The sequence below is a fragment of the Streptomyces sp. DSM 40750 genome (assembly GCF_024612035.1).
In the GTDB taxonomy this organism is placed as follows: domain Bacteria; phylum Actinomycetota; class Actinomycetes; order Streptomycetales; family Streptomycetaceae; genus Streptomyces.
This window is the reverse complement of record NZ_CP102513.1, coordinates 2,773,095-2,788,208: the sequence shown is the minus strand read 5'-3', so window position 1 is coordinate 2,788,208 and position 15,114 is coordinate 2,773,095. Positions and strand designations below refer to the sequence as shown.

Here is a 15,114-nt window from a genome sequence, read left to right as displayed (position 1 = left end):
GGACGGGCGGTTGACCGGACGTTGCCCGGGCGGCCGATCGGGGGACGCGCCGCCACCGGTCCCGCAGCGCCACCGCTGCCGACGGACCCGCGCCGCCTACGCTGTGCGCCCCATGCGCAGTCGTCTGCTGGTGGCTCCCCTCGCCCTCCTCCTCGCGGCCCCCGTCCTCCTGGCCGCGCACCAGGCCCGGCCCGCCCCCTACGGCGACCGGTTCACCCTCCACGCACGCGTGGAGTACGCCGGCGGACCCCGACCGCGTACGACGAGGGCCGTAGTGACGGCGTACGCCCCGGAGAGCGGCCGCCTCCACTGGACCCATGCCCGTCCGGGCCGCCGCCCCCTCGAAGTGCTCCCGGTGCGCGGGCACGTCATCGCGCTGTGGGACGACGGGCTGGTGACCGACACGGGAAGCGAGGGGGTCCGCTGGCACCGGGCCGTACCGGGCGCGGCCGACCGACCCCGGGCCGGGGCCCGGGGCAGGGCCCTGAGGCTCCTCGGCCCCCGCATGCTCGCCGTGGTCACCCCCGGCCGTGTCACCGCGTACCGCCTCGCGGACGGCGACCTCCGCTGGGTGCTGCCCGCCCGCGAGGGCTGCGCGTTCGAGCCCGGTCGGGCGGTGCGGCGCGGCCCGGCGCTGCTCGTCGCCCAGCCCTGCACCACCGACGGGACTTCGGACCCGGACCCGGACGCGCCCTGGACGTCCCAGCTGGTCGCCGTCGACGATCTCGGGCGGATCACGCCGGACCGCAGACCGCTCGGCAACGACCTCCCGTAGCCCGCGGTGACCGATGTCCGGCCGCGCCGGTGACCGAGACCACGTGATCCCTTGTCATACGGGCGGAAAACCGCTTGCCGCCCCCAGTTAGAATCGGCCCATGGCCATTCTCCTCGCGCATTAGACGGCGGGAACGTCCTCAGCCGCCCACCCGCCACCCCTTCCGCCCTGGAGTATGTCCGTGATCTCCGCCTCCGGTATCGAGCTGCGCGCCGGTGCCCGCGTCCTCATCGAGTCCGCCACCTTCCGTGTCGCCAAGGGCGACCGCATCGGCCTGGTCGGCCGTAACGGCGCCGGCAAGACCACCCTCACCAAGTGCCTGGCCGGCGAGGGCATCCCGGCCGGCGGCACCATCACCCGCTCCGGTGAGGTCGGCTATCTCCCGCAGGACCCCCGCACCGGCGACCTCGACATCCTCGCCCGCGACCGCATCCTCTCCGCGCGTGGCCTCGACGTACTGATCCGCAAGATGCGTGAGAACGAGCAGCGCATCGCCAACGGCCAGGGCGGCACCCGCGAGAAGGCGCTGAAGCAGTACGAGCGCCAGGAGACGGAGTTCCTCACCAAGGGCGGGTACTCCGCCGAGGCCGAGGCCGCCACCATCGCCGCCGCGCTCAACCTGCCCGACCGGGTGCTCGGCCAGCCGCTGCACACCCTCTCCGGCGGTCAGCGCCGCCGTATCGAGCTGGCCCGCATCCTCTTCTCCGACGCGGACACGCTGCTCCTCGACGAGCCGACGAACCACCTCGACGCCGACTCGATCGTCTGGCTGCGCGACTACCTCAAGACCTACCGCGGCGGCTTCATCGTCATCTCCCACGACGTCGACCTGGTCGATACGGTCGTCAACAAGGTGTTCTACCTGGACGCCAACCGCGCCCAGATCGACGTCTACAACATGGGCTGGAAGCTCTACCAGCAGCAGCGCGAGGCCGACGAGAAGCGCCGCAAGCGCGAGCGGCAGAACGCCGAGAAGAAGGCCGCCGCGCTGCACTCGCAGGCCGACAAGATGCGCGCCAAGGCCACCAAGACCGTCGCCGCGCAGAACATGGCGAAGCGCGCCGACCGGCTGCTCGCCGGCCTCGACGCGGTACGGGTCTCCGACAAGGTCGCCAAGCTCCGCTTCCCCGAGCCCGCGCCCTGCGGCAAGACCCCGCTCACCGCCGAGGGCCTGTCGAAGTCGTACGGCTCGCTGGAGATCTTCACCGACGTCGACCTGGCCATCGACAAGGGCTCCCGGGTCGTCATCCTCGGCCTCAACGGCGCGGGCAAGACCACCCTCCTCCGCCTCCTCGGCGGCGTCGAGAAGCCCGACACCGGCGAGGTGATCGAGGGCCACGGCCTCAAGCTCGGCTACTACGCGCAGGAGCACGAGACCCTCGACCCGGAGCGCACGGTCCTGGAGAACATGCGCTCCGCCTCCCCCGACCTGGACCTGGTCGAGATCCGCAAGACGCTCGGTTCCTTCCTGTTCTCCGGCGACGACGTCGACAAGCCGGCCGGCGTCCTCTCCGGCGGTGAGAAGACCCGTCTCGCGCTCGCGACCCTCGTGGTGTCGTCCGCGAACGTCCTCCTGCTCGACGAGCCGACGAACAACCTCGACCCCGCCAGCCGCGAGGAGATCCTCGGCGCGCTGCGCACCTACAAGGGCGCGGTCGTCCTCGTCACCCACGACGAGGGCGCGGTCGAGGCGCTCCAGCCGGAGCGGATCATCCTGCTGCCGGACGGTGTCGAGGACCTGTGGGGCGCGGACTACGCGGACCTCGTCGCGCTCGCCTGATCAAATGGGTTGATCAACTGCCTATGGATCATTCGGCCCATCCGTGATCCATCATCTGTGTGAGATCTCCTCGTACCGAGGTGTGTCGTACATCGATTTCACGGCCGAGCCCTTCTGCGCGAAGGGCTCGGCCGTCGTGCGTCTCTGACCTGGCACTTCACAGAACAACCCGTTCGGTCGTACGGACGTCGCTGGGCGGAATCACAGATTCCACTCGTGGGGACGCGCTCCTGTCGTCAAAACCTTGTCCCACGGACCTTGCCGAATGGGTGGCCATCACGCCCCGGAGGGGTGATCATGAGGAGAACCAGAGCGCACTTCCCATGAGGAGGACCGGGTGGCCGAGACTCTGAAGAAGGGCAGCCGGGTTACCGGCGCCGCGCGCGACAAGCTCGCGGCAGACCTGAAGAAGAAGTACGACTCCGGTGCGAGCATTCGGGCGCTGGCCGAGGAAACCGGCCGCTCGTATGGCTTCGTACACCGGATGCTCAGCGAGTCGGGCGTCACGCTCCGAGGGCGTGGCGGGGCGACGCGGGGCAAGAAGGCCGCTTCGGCCTGACCCCGGGCGGCCCATCGGCTTCGATGGTGGCCACCCGGTCGGTCGGCTGATCGACCGGGTGGTTACTGTGCAGTCACTTAGCGATGTTCCCTCGCTCTGCTGACCGCACTCATCGGAGGCGCCCCATGGCTTCGCTCGAACCGCTGCTCGACAAGGACGGCGTACGGCTCACCGTCGACGACGCGATCGCCACGGTGACGCTCGCCAATCCGGCCAAGCGCAACGCGCAGAGCCCCGCTCTGTGGCGGGCACTCACCGAGGCCGGGCGGTTGGTGCCGGGCTCCGTCCGTGTGGTCGTGCTGCGTGCCGAGGGCAAGTCGTTCTCCGCCGGACTCAACCGGCAGATGTTCACGCCCGAAGGCATCGAAGGGGAGCCGTCGTTGATCGATCTCGCGCGCCGTGACGACGCCGAGCTCGACTCGACCATCGCCGAGTACCAGGAGGCGTTCACCTGGTGGCGGCGCAGCGACATCGTGTCCATCGCCGCCGTGCAAGGGCACGCCGTCGGTGCGGGCTTCCAGCTTGCCCTCGCCTGTGATCTGCGCGTCGTCGCCGACGACGTGCAGTTCGCCATGCTCGAAACCAGCCTCGGGCTCGTTCCCGACCTCACCGGGACGCATCCGCTGGTGAGCCTCGTCGGGTACGGGCGCGCGCTGGAGATCTGCCTCACCGGACGCTTCGTCCAGGCGGACGAGGCCCAGCGGGTCGGCCTTGCGAACCTTGCCGTGCCGGCGGATCAACTCGACGACGCGGTGCGGGATTTGGCGGCCGCGTTGGTGGCCGCGCCGCGCGATGCGGTGATCGAGACGAAGGGGTTGCTGCGCGGCGCGCAGGGCCGGTCGTACGAGGAGCAGAGGGCGGCGGAGAGGGCGGCGCAGGCTCGGCGGCTGCGGGATCTGGCCGGGATCGGGGAGTAGTCGGCTCAGCCGGGGCCGGGGCCGGGGCCGGGGCCGGGTCGCGGGGCGCCCGGCGCTGAGGGCTGTGCCCGCCCTCCCCCCCTCCGCTCGGCTTCGATCGAGCGGGGCCCCATCGCCCTGCGGAACGTTCGCCCCAGGGGTGGACAGCGGTCAGACGACGGCAGGGCCGGCCGTCACCGCGGTGATGAGTACCGCCACCGACGGGTGGTCCGGTAGGGAGTCGCTCACCGCCGTGCGGACCTCGCGGGCCACGTCCAGGGCTCGTCTTTCCTCCGTGACCGCCAGTTCCACTCGGACGTGGCGGCGGGGGAGGGCGGGGCCCGCGGCGATGTGGATGGGCCGGCCCAGGCCGCCGAGGGTGCCGGTCAGGTGGGTGACGCCGGGGACCGAGAGGGCTGCGGCGGCTGCGCGGGAATCCTCGTCGTCGCCGGTGGGTGGGGGCGGCGCGGTGGGCGGGGGTTCAGGGGCCGGGTGCGCGGGTTTCACCTCGTCCTCCAGTAGGGCCGTCACCCGGAGGTCCACCTCTGTCACCGTCAGCCCGAGGCGTTCCGTGGCTGTGGTGGACAGGGCCGAGCGGAGGCGGGTCGCCGTCGCGGGGAAGGGCTCGGCGGTCGGAGCCGCCGAGGCCGCGAAGTCGGCGGTGATGCGGAGCGGACCGGACGGGAGGGCGCTCGGGGGAGGGGGTACGGCCGTCTCGTCCTCGTAGGAATCGGGCGAGGTCTCCGGGGCGGCGAGTGAGATGCGGACGGGGCCGAGCGCGACCCCGCGCAGGGAGGCGGCATTGCGGCGCAGTACCGCTTCGGCCGCGCTCTCCGTGATCCACGCGCCGTCGTGCGCGCCGCCCAGGGGGAGTATGCGGCCGAGCCCGAGCTGCCGTCGTACCGCCTTCGTCAAACCGTCCGCCGTCATTGCTCCAGCCTGCCGCATCTCCCGGCGCGCGGCGCCGCAACCGCGCCTACTGTGGGTTTGAGGGGGCACGACCGGAAGGGACGTACGGCATGACTGACATGACGGAGCGGAACCGGACGGAGGGGCCCGACACCACCAAGGAGCCGACGCAGGTCGGGCGCAAGGTCACCCGGCGTGGCGGCGGTGATCCGGCGACCCGGGGGCGTACGACCATCGCCGACGGCGTCGTGGAGAAGATCGCAGGGCTCGCCGCGCGGGAAGTGGTGGGCGTGCATGCCATGGGCAGCGGGCTGTCACGGACCTTCGGGGCCATGCGGGACCGGGTCCCCGGCGGGTCCAGGGCGGTGACCCGGGGTGTGAAGGTCGAGGTCGGCGAGGTGCAGACCGCGCTCGATCTGGAGATCGTCGTCGATTACGGGGTGTCCATCGGCGACGTGGCCCGGGATGTGCGCGAGAACGTCGTCGCGGCCGTCGAGCGGATGACCGGCCTGGAGGTCGTCGAGGTCAACATCGCGGTGAGCGATGTGAAGCTGCCGGACGAGGAGGACGAGGAGCCGGAGTCCCGGCTGCAATGAGCGGAGTCCCGGCCCCGATGACATACGACAGGAGTGTCCGAACCCCTAGGAGCACAGCATGAGCTTGGCCGTGGTCGGCATGATCGCCGGATTGGCGCTGGGCTTCGCCGGGTATTTCGGCGGTTTCGGAGCCTTTCTGCTGGTCGCCGCGCTGGGCGCCGTCGGCTTCGTCGTCGGCCGGTTCCTGGAGGGGGACCTGGACCTGGGCGACTTCTTCCGCCCGCGTGACGACCGGCGCCGATGAACCCCGTGGACAGCGGCCGTCCCACCCGGACGAAGGCCGTCGCGCCCGGTGAGCGCGGGGCGACCAGGATCGCCGACCGGGTGGTCGCGAAGATCGCCTCGCAGGCGGCGCGCGAAGCACTGGAATCACCGACGCCGGACGCCGCGCCCCCGCACGCCACCGTCGTCGTCCGCCCCCACGCTCGGCCTCGTTCGAGCGAGGGAACCCCCACCGAGACCGCGCGCATCCGCGTCAGTCTCGAACTTCCCTACCCCTCGGACATCGGTGGCCAGTGCGCTGCGGTGCGTCGTCATGTCGCTCAGCGGGTAGGGACGTTGGCGGGAATGCATGTATCGGAGGTGGCCGTCCAAGTGGAACGGCTGCATCTGGCGCACGCACACGACGCGGCACAGGGGAGGACGCGATGAGCGAACCCCAGCGCGAAGGCACCACTCAACGACTACCCGTCATCGAGAAGGCCGACGAGACGGCCGGTGGGACGGCGACCGACCGCGAGGCGGACCAGCCGGACCAACCCGATCAGTCGGCGTCCGCCGCCGCCTACGACCCGTTGCCCGTCCTCGACGGTGCGGACGGCAAGGAGAAGCGCTTCTGGTCCGCCCGCAGAGTGCCCGCGGGCATCCTCGCGGTGCTGCTTCTCGCGGGCGCGGGCCTCTTCCTGTACGACGTCGCCGCCGTCCGCGCCGACCGGCCCGGCATGGAGTGGCGCCGTTCGCTGGCCAGGGAACTCGCCGAGCGGCCCCTCGACGACGCCTGGGTGCTCACCGGCGCCGGAATCGCCGTACTCCTCGGCCTGTGGCTGCTCGTGCTCGCCGCGACCCCCGGACTGCGCGACGTCCTGCCGATGCGGCGTGTCCATCCGCACGTACGGGCCGGCCTGCACCGGGGCGCCGCCGCGCTGGCCCTGCGCGACCGGGCCATGGAGGTGTCCGGCGTGCGGTCGGTACGGGTCCGGGTGGGACGGAAGAGGGTCGACGTCCGCGCGGTGTCCCACTTCCGGGAACTCGACGACGTACGGGCCGACCTGGACCTCACGCTCGCCGACGGCATCCGGGGGCTGGGCCTGTCCCGGCCGCCCGCCCTGGCGGTGCACGTACGCCGGCCCGGCCGGAAGGGGTGAGACGCGATGCTGAAGATCGTCAACCGTGTGCTGCTCGGGATCGTCGGGCTCGTCCTGGTCGTGGCCGGCGGCGCCGTCCTCGCCGTCGGGCTGGGCGTCGACCCGCCCTCCTGGTGGCCGCACGACGGCCAGAACGATGTGTTGCTCAGCGACGCCGAGCGGACCCGGTGGCGCGACGACGGCTGGTGGTGGCCCACCGTCATCGCCGTACTCGCCCTCCTCGTCCTGCTCGCCCTGTGGTGGCTGACCGCCGTCCTGCGCCGCCACCGGCTCGCCGAGGTGCTCGTCGACACCGGCGACGGCGAGGGCGCACTGCTGCGAGGGCGCGCGCTGGAGGGCGTACTGACCACCGAGGCCACCCAGTCGGACGGCGTCCAACGCGCCCACGCCCGCCTGACCGGCCGTCGCAACACCCCCGAGGCCCGAGTCCGCCTCCGCCTCCAGCCCCACGTGAATCCGGGCGACGCCCTCCACACCCTGACCACGGAGGCCCTCACCCACGCCCAGAACTCGGCGGGCCTGGCGGCACTTCCGGCGGAGGTAAGACTGCAAGGGGCCAAACACCGTGCGGAAAGGGTGAGTTGAGCGCGCCCCTCAGGGGGGCGGGGCTGTGTCGATATGCGGCTCCGCCGCGTGGGCACGACCAGCCCCCACACACGCACCCGGCGAACGACCGTCAGAACCCGTGCCTCATCCCACCGTCCACAGGCAGCATGATCCCCGTCAGATACGACGCGGCCGGAGACAACAGGAACGCCCCCGTACGCCCGAACTCCTCCGGCCGCCCATACCGCCGCAGCGGAATCCGCGACTCGTGCGCTGCCCGGGTCGCCTCCGGATCGGCCGACATCCCGTCCAGCTCACGCACCCGATCCGTATCGATACGAGCCGGAAGAAGACCCACGACCCGAATCCCCCGCGGCCCCAACTCGTCGGACAGCGACTTGGCGAACCCGGCCAGCCCGGGCCGCAGCCCGTTGGAGATGGTCAGCCCCGGAATCGGCTCATGCACGGACCCGGACAGCACGAACCCGATGACACCGCCCTCACCGAGCACTTCGGCGGAGGCCCGCGCCAAGCGGACCGCCCCCAGGAACACCGACTCGAACGCGGTGGTCCACTGCTCGTCCGTGGTGTCCGCGACGAACCCCGGCGCCGGCCCGCCCACGCTGATGAGGATGCCGTCGAACCTCCCGAAGTGCTCACGGGCGGCGGCGATCAGCCGCCCGGCGGCCTCCGGGTCGGCGTTGTCCGCGGCGACCCCCACCGCGTGCGCCCCGAGAGCGGCCGCCGCCGCGCCCACGCTCTCCTCCTCGCGGCCCGTGACGACCACTTTCGCGCCATCGGCGACGAGTTCCCGCGCGACCGCGTTGCCCAGTCCGCGGGTCGCTCCGGTGACGATGTAGACACGGTCCTTCAGCCCAAGATCCATGGCCCCTATCCTGCCTCCTCGCCGTCGAAGAGAGCGAGGGCGGTGCCCACGAGACCGACATGGCTGAACGCCTGCGGGAAGTCACCGAGCGTGCCCTCGCCGCCCGGCAGCCCGTCGACGGAGGCGGTCGCGGCCGTGAGGGGGTCGGCGCTGCAGCGGCGACGAACCCCTCGTGGCTCAGCTCCTCGCGGATCGCGTCGACCGTGCCGACGACACGGAGATCGTCCGGCGGCGGGAAGCCCATGCGCACGAGGGGTTCGTCCGGCGATGCGCGATGAGGCCCCCCTCTGTCAGCCCGGCCCCGTGCCCGCCGTCGTCCCGCCCACCCCCGAGAAGATCACGCCGTGGCCGGACGGGGCCTGGTTGAGGACCCAGAGGCCGAGCAGGGTGGCGAGGGCGAAGACGAGCAGGACGAGTACGGCGAGGACGAGGCGGCGGCGGCGTTCGCGGCGGAGCCAGTCGCCGCGGGCCGTGCGGTAGGCGTCGGGGGCGGCGTGGACGCCGCCGGCCAGCGCGGCGAGCGCCTCGGCCAGCTCCCGCTCGGTGCGGTCCCGGCCGGTGTCGTTGCCGGTGGTGTCGTTCATCGCCGGGCCTCCATCGCCTGGGTCAGGGCGGCGAGGCCGCGTGCGGTGTGGGTCTTGACCGAGCCGCAGGAGATGCCCATCGCGGCCGCGATCTCGCTCTCCTTCAGCCCGAGCCAGTGGCGCAGCACCAGCGCCTCCCGCTGCCGGGCGGGCAACTGCTGGAGTGCGACGATCAGCACCCGCTGGTCGTCGTGGAGCAGGGCGGTGCTCTCGGCGGAGGCGACCGGCTCCTCCGCCGCCGGGGTCTCCACATGCTTGCGGGCGACCTGGAGGTGCCGTATCCGCATCCGGGTGAGGTTGCAGACCGTGGAGCGCAGATAAGCCTCCGCCGCCTCGGCGTCCCTCAGGCGCCGCCACTTGCGGTAGATCTGGTAGTACGCCTCGGCCACCACGTTCTCGGGATCGTCGGCGCCCAGCAGCACCGCGAGCCGCAGCATCGAGGAGTAGTGCAGCTCGAACAGCCGGGCGACACCGGCCTCGCGCTCCAGGTCGGCGGGATCGCTGAGGGCCCCCGGCGGCAGCGCGGGGTTCGGAACCAGCGGCTCGGCGGCGGGAGCCGGCACCTGGCCCAGCGGCTGGGTGGCGGGAGCCGGCACCTGGCCCAGCGGCTCGGCGGCTGTCGGCGCCGAAGCCGTCCGCTGGACGGGCACACGTATGTGCTGTCTTCGTCTCACGGGTTGCTCGCTCCCGTCTCGGGGCGCCGCCTGACGGTCAGGCGGGACGGTAGGTCGGTCGCGTCGGCGCCGCGCGGGACGCCGAGCCGTTCGAGGACCGTGGTGCCGAGCACGGCGACGGTCAGATTGAGGAGGAGGGCGAGCAGACCGGCGTAGATCTCCAGCGAGCCGCCGCCCAGGAGCACGACGGACGAGAACCCCTCGCGCACCACCAGGAAGGTGCCGGTGACCATGCCCACGCCCCACCCGGCGAGCAGCGCCCGCGGATGCAGCCGCCCGGTGAACAGGCCGACCGCCACCGCCGGGAAGATCTGCAGGATCCACACCCCGCCGAGCAGCTGGAGATTGATGGCGTCCTGGTCGCGCAGCCCGAACACGAAGGCCACCGCCCCCACCTTCGCGGTCAGCGACACCACCTTGGCGATGCGCACCTGCCGCTTGGGCGTGGCCGTCGGCTGGAAGTACTCGACGTACACATTGCGGACGAAGCCGGTGGCGGCCGCGATCGACATCACCGCCGCCGGGACCAGCGCGCCCACGGTGATCGCGCCGAACACCAGTCCGGCCAGCGGCCCCGGCATCAGCCGGTCCACCAGCATCGGTACGGCCGCCTCGGCACCGCCCTCGGGCGCCCGCACCCCGGACGCGAGCGCCGCGACACCGAGGAAGCCGAAGAGCGCCAGGAGTCCGGTCCAGGCGGGCAGCGCCACGGCGACCTTGCGGACCGTACGCGGCCCGTCGGCGGCGAACCCGGCGGTCAGCACATGCGGGTACATCAGCAGGGCCAGCGCCGAGCCGAGCGCGAGGGTGGCGTAGGCGGGCTGCTGCTCGGGGGCCAGCAGCAGGGCGGACTGCCCGACACCGGTTCCGCTGAGCCGTTGGGCCGCTCCTTCGAAGACCGCGCCCGGGCCGCCGAACCGCCTGAGCACCAGCCAGCACACGGCGGTCAGCGACACGAAGACGGCCACCGCCTTCAGCGCCGAGATCACCGCGGGCGCCCGCAGCCCGTGCCGGTACGTCGCCACGGCGAGCCCCGCGAACAGCCCCACCATCACCAGATCACCGGCCGCGCCCTTCGGGTACACGCCCCCGGCCGTCAGCACCGCTCTGATACCGAGCAGCTGCAACGCCAGATACGGCATCGTCGCGAGGATCCCGGTCAGCGCCACCACCAGGGCGAGCGGCGCCGAACCGTACCGGCCGCGCACGAAGTCCCCGGCCGTCACATATCCATGGCGCCGGGCCACCTCCCACAGCCGGGTCAGCAGCACGAAGGCGAGCGGGCAGACGATCACCGTGTACGGCACCGCGAAGAAGGCGGGAGCCCCGTTGCCGTACGCCAGTCCGGGTACGGCGGTGAAGGTGTACGCGGTGAAGATCGTGCCGCCGAGCAGCAGCCAGGTCCACACCGGGCCGAGGCTCCGGTCGGCCAGCGCCCAGCCCTCCAGGGACGGCAGCCGGTCGCTGGGGCGCAGCCGGCGCGCGGTGACGGCGAGCAGCGACGCTCCGCCGATCACGGCGAGAAACGTCGCGGTCATGGCTGCGTCCGCCATGGGTCACCGTCCTTGGTGTGCCTGGGCCCTCGGGTGTACCTGGGCCCTCGCCTGTTGGTTGCGCGGATGGCCGATTCGGAGGACAGAGAACCGGCGGGAAATCTTCTGGAAATTCGCTGTCAACCACATCCGGCGAGTGGGCAACTCTTGCACAGACCCACAGGAAGCGGGAGAGGAGCGCAGGTCATGGCACGGAACGGTCATCACCGGCTACGGCGCGTCGCGATCGCCGTACTGCTCCTCGCGCCCGCCGCGGGCCTGCTGTGGGTCCCCTGGTACGCCGGTGCCGAGCCACGGCTCGCGGGCACGCCGTTCTTCTACTGGTACCAGCTCGCCTGGGTGCCGGGTTGCGGCCTCTGCCTGCTTGCCGCGTACGCGCTGACGGACCGACATCGCTGAACCGCACCCCCCTTCTGCTGCACACCTTTTTTCTGCCGCACACCCGTTGAGGTCAGGAGTCGCCATGCCCACATCAGCCATGCCCGAATCCGGTCGCAAGGCGCCGGACAAGTCCCGTATGTCACCGAAATCGATCGCGCTCTGGATAGCCGTCGCTCTCGTCGGCGCGATCGGCTGGGCCGTGCTCGCCCTGTCCCGGGGTGAGGAGATCTCGGCTGTCTGGCTGGTCGTGGCGGCCCTCGGCTCGTACGCGATCGCCTACCGTTTCTACTCGCGCTTCATCGCCCGCCGGATCCTCCAGGTCGACGACACCCGGGCCACCCCGGCCGAACGCCTTGAGGACGGCGTCGACTACCACCCCACCGACAAGCGGGTGCTGTTCGGCCACCACTTCGCGGCCATCGCCGGCGCGGGCCCACTGGTCGGCCCGGTACTCGCCGCCCAGATGGGATACCTGCCGGGCACCGTCTGGATCATCGCGGGCGTGATCTTCGCCGGAGCGGTGCAGGACATGATCGTCCTGTTCCTGTCCATGCGCCGGGACGGCAAGAGCCTCGGCCAGATGGCCCGTGACGAGATCGGCAAGGTGGGCGGTGCCGCCGCGCTCATCGGCGTCTTCGCCATCATGATCATCCTGCTCGCGGTGCTGGCGATGGTCGTCGTCAACGCGCTCGCCGAGTCCGCCTGGGGCACCTTCTCGGTCACCATGACCATCCCGATCGCCCTCTTCATGGGCTTCTACCTGCGCTACCTGCGACCCGGCCGGGTCGTGGAGACCAGCTTCATCGGGGTGGCGCTGCTGCTGCTCGCCATCCTCGGCGGCGGCTGGATCCAGGACTCCTCGCTCGCCGAGCACTTCGTCTGGAGCCCCGAGACCCTCGTCTTCTGCCTGGTCGGCTACGGCTTCGTCGCCTCCGTGCTCCCCGTGTGGATGCTCCTGGCCCCGCGTGACTACCTCTCCACCTTCATGAAGGTCGGCACCATCGCCCTGATGGCCGTCGGCGTCGTGATCGCCGCCCCGAACCTCCGGGCCGAGCCGGTCACCGAGTTCGCCTCCACGGGCGCCGGACCGGTCTTCGCCGGCTCCCTCTTCCCCTTCCTCTTCATCACCATCGCCTGCGGCGCCCTGTCCGGCTTCCACGCCCTGGTCTCCTCCGGCACCACGCCGAAGCTGATCCGGAAGGAGTCCCAGGTCCGGCTGATCGGCTACGGCTCCATGCTCACGGAGTCCTTCGTCGCCGTCATGGCCCTGATCGCCGCCTGCGTCCTCGAACCGGGCCTCTTCTACGCCATGAACTCCCCGGCCGCCCTGCTCGGCCCGACCGTCGACACCGCCGCCGAAGCGGTGAAGAACCTCGGCTTCACCATCACCCCGGAACAGCTCACCGCGGCGGCCAAGGCCGTCGAGGAGGAGACCCTGGTCGGCCGCACCGGCGGCGCACCCACCCTGGCCGTGGGCATGTCGGAGATCTTCGCCGGAGTCTTCGGCGGCGCCGGGATGAAGGCCTTCTGGTACCACTTCGCCATCATGTTCGAGGCGCTGTTCATCCTCACCACGGTGGACGCCGGCACCCGCGTCGGTCGCTTCATGCTCCAGGACATGCTCGGCAACGTCTGGAAGCCGATCGGCCGTGTCACCTGGAAGCCGGGCATCTGGATCACCAGCGCGGTGGTCGTCGGCGCCTGGGGCTACTTCCTCTACGCCGGTGTCACCGACCCCCTGGGCGGCATCAAGCAGCTGTTCCCGCTGTTCGGCATCGCCAACCAGCTGCTCGCCGCGGTCGCCCTCGCCGTCACCACCACCGTGCTGATCAAGTCCGGCAAGCTGCGCTGGGCCTGGGTCACCGGTATCCCGCTGGCCTGGGACGTGGCCGTCACCTTCACCGCCGGCTGGCAGAAGATCTTCTCGGACAACCCGGCGATCGGCTTCTTCGCCCTGCGGGACAAGTACGCGGCGGCCATCGACAAGGGCGAACTCCTGCCCGGGGCCACGAACATGGACGACATGCACACCATCGTCCTGAACAACACGGTCGACGGCGTGATCATGGCCGTCTTCCTCCTCCTGGTCCTCACGGTCCTGATCAACTGCACCGTGGTCTGCGTCCGCGCCGTACGCTCCCCGGTCCCGCTGCCGACGACCGAGGCGCCGTACGTCGAGTCCCGCATCGACGAGGCGGAGCGGGCCGACGAGGAGCTGGTGGGGGCCCGGCGGTGACCGCCCGCGCGGCCCGGCACTGGGTGCGGACGGTGCGCTGGTACCTACGGGAGTTGACCGGCGAGGCGGAGTACGACCGCTACTGCGAACGGCACCGAAGCAGGCACCCCCAGGCGCCGGTACCGACCAGACGGGAGTACGACGTGCTGCGCACGTTGCGCAGGGAGGAGCACCCGGAGGGCCGCTGCTGCTGAGGCCGCGGTGCGAGGACATACACAGGGCCGCTGCTGCCCACCCCCGGCCGTCATAGCTGCGGGCAGTCGTGCCGCTGGGGCGGCACGGGTGGGCGCAGCGGCACCGGCAAGCGCCGGTGAGCGAAGCCCGCCCCCGCCCAACCCCAACCGGCGGGCGCCTGGCAACCCCACGGCGCCCGCAGGCCACCCCGACCGACCGGATCCAGAGATGCTGAGACGCCGACCCTCCCTGCTGATCCGCCCCGAACTCGACGACGACCCCCTGCACAGGACCCTGACCGAACTCCGCCCCGCCCAGCAGCTCCACGGCCTGGGCGCGGGCCGCACCCGCCCCCCATGGGAACCGGTGGCTGACCTCCTGCGAACCACGGGCCGCGACTGGGACCGCAGGGCGCACCGCATCGCCGTACTGGCGCAGCGCCTGCCCCTCGCGATCTCGCAGCGCTGGATCGCCGACCGCCCGGGAGACGGCGACGCCCTCGCGCTGCGGGCCTTCGTCGAGGCGGAGCGGGCCCCGGCCGCCGAGCACACCGCGGTCCGCAGCGCCGAACAGTCCTGTCTCCGCGCCGCCGAGACCTGCCCCGAGGACCCCACGCCCTGGCTGGCCCTGCTGTCCCTGATGTACTCCTGTGCCGTACCGGTCAAGGACGCCGTCCCCGTGTGGACGGAGGCCGTCAACCGGGCGCCCTGGCTCCGGACGTCGTATCACCGGCTGCTGCGCTATCTGTCGCCACGCGGACACGGCACGGTCCCCGACATGATGGACTTCGCCTGGCAGGCCGCCGCCCGCGCACCCCACGGCTCACCGCTCGCCCTGCTCCCCGTGGCGGCCCGCGTCGAACTCATGGCCCACCGCCGGGCGGCGACACCCTTCGAGGCCCTCGGCTCGGGCGGCGGCAACTGGAACGAGCCCCGAGCCGTCCACGAGATCGACCTGGCCCTCAAGGGCTGGTTCGACGCGGGCGCCGTGCCCCACGCCGAAGCCGTCACCGACCTCAACGTCCTCGCCTTCGCCCTGACCCGCGCCCACCGCCCGGCCGAGGCCGTCCCTGTCTTCCACCGCCTCGGCCGCCACATGACACGCCACCCGTGGGACCTGCTGCCCGAGCCGGAACGAACGTTCGCGTACTGGCGGGAGAGGTCGACAGGCCGGGGCCGGACGTGAAGCAGCTACCCGAAGT

General features: G+C 71.8%; 18 protein-coding genes and 1 pseudogene. 13 read left to right on the top strand and 6 right to left on the bottom strand.

What is annotated here, in order from left to right:
* The first annotated feature begins 112 nt into the window (after positions 1-112).
* The 4 genes from JIX55_RS12465 to JIX55_RS12450 all read left to right on the top strand — a co-directional run bounded on the left by JIX55_RS12465 (position 113) and on the right by JIX55_RS12450 (position 4,031).
* Positions 113-775: a PQQ-like beta-propeller repeat protein gene (locus JIX55_RS12465; RefSeq protein WP_257563364.1), complete on the top strand. Its 663-nt coding sequence runs from the start codon at positions 113-115 to the stop codon at positions 773-775.
* A gap of 181 nt (positions 776-956) precedes the next feature.
* Entirely contained in the window at positions 957-2,555 is a 1,599-nt protein-coding gene (locus JIX55_RS12460; protein ID WP_257563363.1) for an ABC-F family ATP-binding cassette domain-containing protein, read from the top strand.
* Between the two features lie 337 nt (positions 2,556-2,892).
* The gene (locus JIX55_RS12455; protein ID WP_006123601.1) at positions 2,893-3,114 is read left to right on the top strand and encodes a helix-turn-helix domain-containing protein; all 222 of its coding nucleotides are present in this window, start codon (positions 2,893-2,895) and stop codon (positions 3,112-3,114) included.
* Positions 3,115-3,239: 125 nt separating this feature from the next.
* Positions 3,240-4,031, top strand: coding sequence for an enoyl-CoA hydratase/isomerase family protein (locus JIX55_RS12450; RefSeq protein ID WP_257563362.1), 792 nt, complete (start codon positions 3,240-3,242; stop codon positions 4,029-4,031).
* Between the two features lie 150 nt (positions 4,032-4,181).
* Here the strand turns inward: JIX55_RS12450 and JIX55_RS12445 are convergent, their stop codons facing one another.
* Positions 4,182-4,940, bottom strand: coding sequence for a nucleopolyhedrovirus P10 family protein (locus JIX55_RS12445; RefSeq protein ID WP_257563361.1), 759 nt, complete (start codon positions 4,938-4,940; stop codon positions 4,182-4,184).
* Positions 4,941-5,029: 89 nt separating this feature from the next.
* Between JIX55_RS12445 and JIX55_RS12440 the strand changes: the two genes are divergently transcribed.
* Genes JIX55_RS12440 through amaP form a run of 5 tightly spaced genes read left to right on the top strand, consistent with a single transcriptional unit; the run spans position 5,030 to position 7,464 of the window.
* The gene (locus JIX55_RS12440; RefSeq protein WP_257563360.1) at positions 5,030-5,515 is read left to right on the top strand and encodes an Asp23/Gls24 family envelope stress response protein; all 486 of its coding nucleotides are present in this window, start codon (positions 5,030-5,032) and stop codon (positions 5,513-5,515) included.
* A gap of 58 nt (positions 5,516-5,573) precedes the next feature.
* On the top strand, positions 5,574-5,759 hold the full coding sequence (locus JIX55_RS12435) for a hypothetical protein (RefSeq protein WP_257563359.1): 186 nt from the start codon (positions 5,574-5,576) through the stop codon (positions 5,757-5,759).
* Positions 5,756-6,166, top strand: a complete 411-nt coding sequence (locus tag JIX55_RS12430) for an Asp23/Gls24 family envelope stress response protein (RefSeq protein ID WP_257563358.1) — start codon at positions 5,756-5,758, stop codon at positions 6,164-6,166. Before JIX55_RS12435 ends, JIX55_RS12430 begins: the two co-directional genes overlap by 4 nt.
* Positions 6,163-6,879 (top strand): DUF6286 domain-containing protein, encoded by a 717-nt coding sequence (locus JIX55_RS12425; protein ID WP_257563357.1) that lies wholly within the window; start codon positions 6,163-6,165, stop codon positions 6,877-6,879. Before JIX55_RS12430 ends, JIX55_RS12425 begins: the two co-directional genes overlap by 4 nt.
* A 6-nt stretch (positions 6,880-6,885) precedes the next feature.
* A complete protein-coding gene (gene amaP / locus JIX55_RS12420; protein WP_257563356.1) occupies positions 6,886-7,464 on the top strand; it encodes an alkaline shock response membrane anchor protein AmaP in 579 nt (192 codons plus the stop codon).
* Positions 7,465-7,555: 91 nt separating this feature from the next.
* On the opposite strand, the gene JIX55_RS12415 is transcribed toward amaP, so the two are convergent.
* The 5 genes and pseudogenes from JIX55_RS12415 to JIX55_RS12395 all read right to left on the bottom strand — a co-directional run bounded on the left by JIX55_RS12415 (position 7,556) and on the right by JIX55_RS12395 (position 11,122).
* Positions 7,556-8,311 carry an SDR family oxidoreductase gene (locus JIX55_RS12415; RefSeq protein ID WP_257563355.1) on the bottom strand — a complete coding sequence of 252 codons (756 nt, stop codon included), beginning with the start codon at positions 8,309-8,311 and terminating at the stop codon, positions 7,556-7,558.
* A gap of 5 nt (positions 8,312-8,316) precedes the next feature.
* Positions 8,317-8,558: pseudogene (locus JIX55_RS12410) on the bottom strand (glycoside hydrolase family 15 protein); the annotation flags it as partial.
* 43 nt (positions 8,559-8,601) lie between these two features.
* Complete coding sequence (locus tag JIX55_RS12405; protein WP_257563354.1) at positions 8,602-8,895, bottom strand: hypothetical protein; 294 nt, start codon at positions 8,893-8,895, stop codon at positions 8,602-8,604.
* Positions 8,892-9,569, bottom strand: a complete 678-nt coding sequence (locus tag JIX55_RS12400; protein WP_443046407.1) for a sigma-70 family RNA polymerase sigma factor — start codon at positions 9,567-9,569, stop codon at positions 8,892-8,894. Before JIX55_RS12400 ends, JIX55_RS12405 begins: the two co-directional genes overlap by 4 nt.
* Positions 9,566-11,122 carry a sodium:solute symporter family protein gene (locus JIX55_RS12395; RefSeq protein ID WP_257563353.1) on the bottom strand — a complete coding sequence of 519 codons (1,557 nt, stop codon included), beginning with the start codon at positions 11,120-11,122 and terminating at the stop codon, positions 9,566-9,568. Before JIX55_RS12395 ends, JIX55_RS12400 begins: the two co-directional genes overlap by 4 nt.
* Before the next feature lie 186 nt (positions 11,123-11,308).
* On the opposite strand from JIX55_RS12395, the gene JIX55_RS12390 reads away from it, so the two are divergent.
* The 4 genes from JIX55_RS12390 (at position 11,309) to JIX55_RS12375 (ending at position 15,098) form a co-directional block, all read left to right on the top strand.
* Positions 11,309-11,521 carry a DUF3311 domain-containing protein gene (locus JIX55_RS12390; protein ID WP_257563352.1) on the top strand — a complete coding sequence of 71 codons (213 nt, stop codon included), beginning with the start codon at positions 11,309-11,311 and terminating at the stop codon, positions 11,519-11,521.
* 64 nt (positions 11,522-11,585) lie between these two features.
* Positions 11,586-13,739 (top strand): carbon starvation CstA family protein, encoded by a 2,154-nt coding sequence (locus JIX55_RS12385; RefSeq protein ID WP_257563351.1) that lies wholly within the window; start codon positions 11,586-11,588, stop codon positions 13,737-13,739.
* On the top strand, positions 13,736-13,933 hold the full coding sequence (locus JIX55_RS12380; protein ID WP_257563350.1) for a YbdD/YjiX family protein: 198 nt from the start codon (positions 13,736-13,738) through the stop codon (positions 13,931-13,933). The genes JIX55_RS12385 and JIX55_RS12380 overlap by 4 nt, the downstream gene beginning before the upstream one ends.
* A gap of 208 nt (positions 13,934-14,141) precedes the next feature.
* Complete coding sequence (locus JIX55_RS12375; protein ID WP_257563349.1) at positions 14,142-15,098, top strand: hypothetical protein; 957 nt, start codon at positions 14,142-14,144, stop codon at positions 15,096-15,098.
* The last annotated feature ends 16 nt before the right edge of the window (positions 15,099-15,114 follow it).

What these genes read in the sequence shown, in the direction of transcription:
- JIX55_RS12375 (WP_257563349.1), top strand. Translation starts at nt 14,142, where the DNA reads ATGCTGAGACGCCGACCCTCCCTGCTGATCCGCCCCGAACTCGACGAC.
- JIX55_RS12390 (WP_257563352.1), top strand. Translation starts at nt 11,309, where the DNA reads ATGGCACGGAACGGTCATCACCGGCTACGGCGCGTCGCGATCGCCGTA.
- JIX55_RS12445 (WP_257563361.1), bottom strand. Translation starts at nt 4,940, where the DNA reads ATGACGGCGGACGGTTTGACGAAGGCGGTACGACGGCAGCTCGGGCTC.
- JIX55_RS12430 (WP_257563358.1), top strand. Translation starts at nt 5,756, where the DNA reads ATGAACCCCGTGGACAGCGGCCGTCCCACCCGGACGAAGGCCGTCGCG.
- JIX55_RS12435 (WP_257563359.1), top strand. Translation starts at nt 5,574, where the DNA reads ATGAGCTTGGCCGTGGTCGGCATGATCGCCGGATTGGCGCTGGGCTTC.
- JIX55_RS12465 (WP_257563364.1), top strand. Translation starts at nt 113, where the DNA reads ATGCGCAGTCGTCTGCTGGTGGCTCCCCTCGCCCTCCTCCTCGCGGCC.
- JIX55_RS12440 (WP_257563360.1), top strand. Translation starts at nt 5,030, where the DNA reads ATGACTGACATGACGGAGCGGAACCGGACGGAGGGGCCCGACACCACC.
- JIX55_RS12395 (WP_257563353.1), bottom strand. Translation starts at nt 11,122, where the DNA reads ATGGCGGACGCAGCCATGACCGCGACGTTTCTCGCCGTGATCGGCGGA.
- JIX55_RS12405 (WP_257563354.1), bottom strand. Translation starts at nt 8,895, where the DNA reads ATGAACGACACCACCGGCAACGACACCGGCCGGGACCGCACCGAGCGG.
- JIX55_RS12450 (WP_257563362.1), top strand. Translation starts at nt 3,240, where the DNA reads ATGGCTTCGCTCGAACCGCTGCTCGACAAGGACGGCGTACGGCTCACC.
- JIX55_RS12415 (WP_257563355.1), bottom strand. Translation starts at nt 8,311, where the DNA reads ATGGATCTTGGGCTGAAGGACCGTGTCTACATCGTCACCGGAGCGACC.
- amaP (WP_257563356.1), top strand. Translation starts at nt 6,886, where the DNA reads ATGCTGAAGATCGTCAACCGTGTGCTGCTCGGGATCGTCGGGCTCGTC.
- JIX55_RS12385 (WP_257563351.1), top strand. Translation starts at nt 11,586, where the DNA reads ATGCCCACATCAGCCATGCCCGAATCCGGTCGCAAGGCGCCGGACAAG.
- JIX55_RS12425 (WP_257563357.1), top strand. Translation starts at nt 6,163, where the DNA reads ATGAGCGAACCCCAGCGCGAAGGCACCACTCAACGACTACCCGTCATC.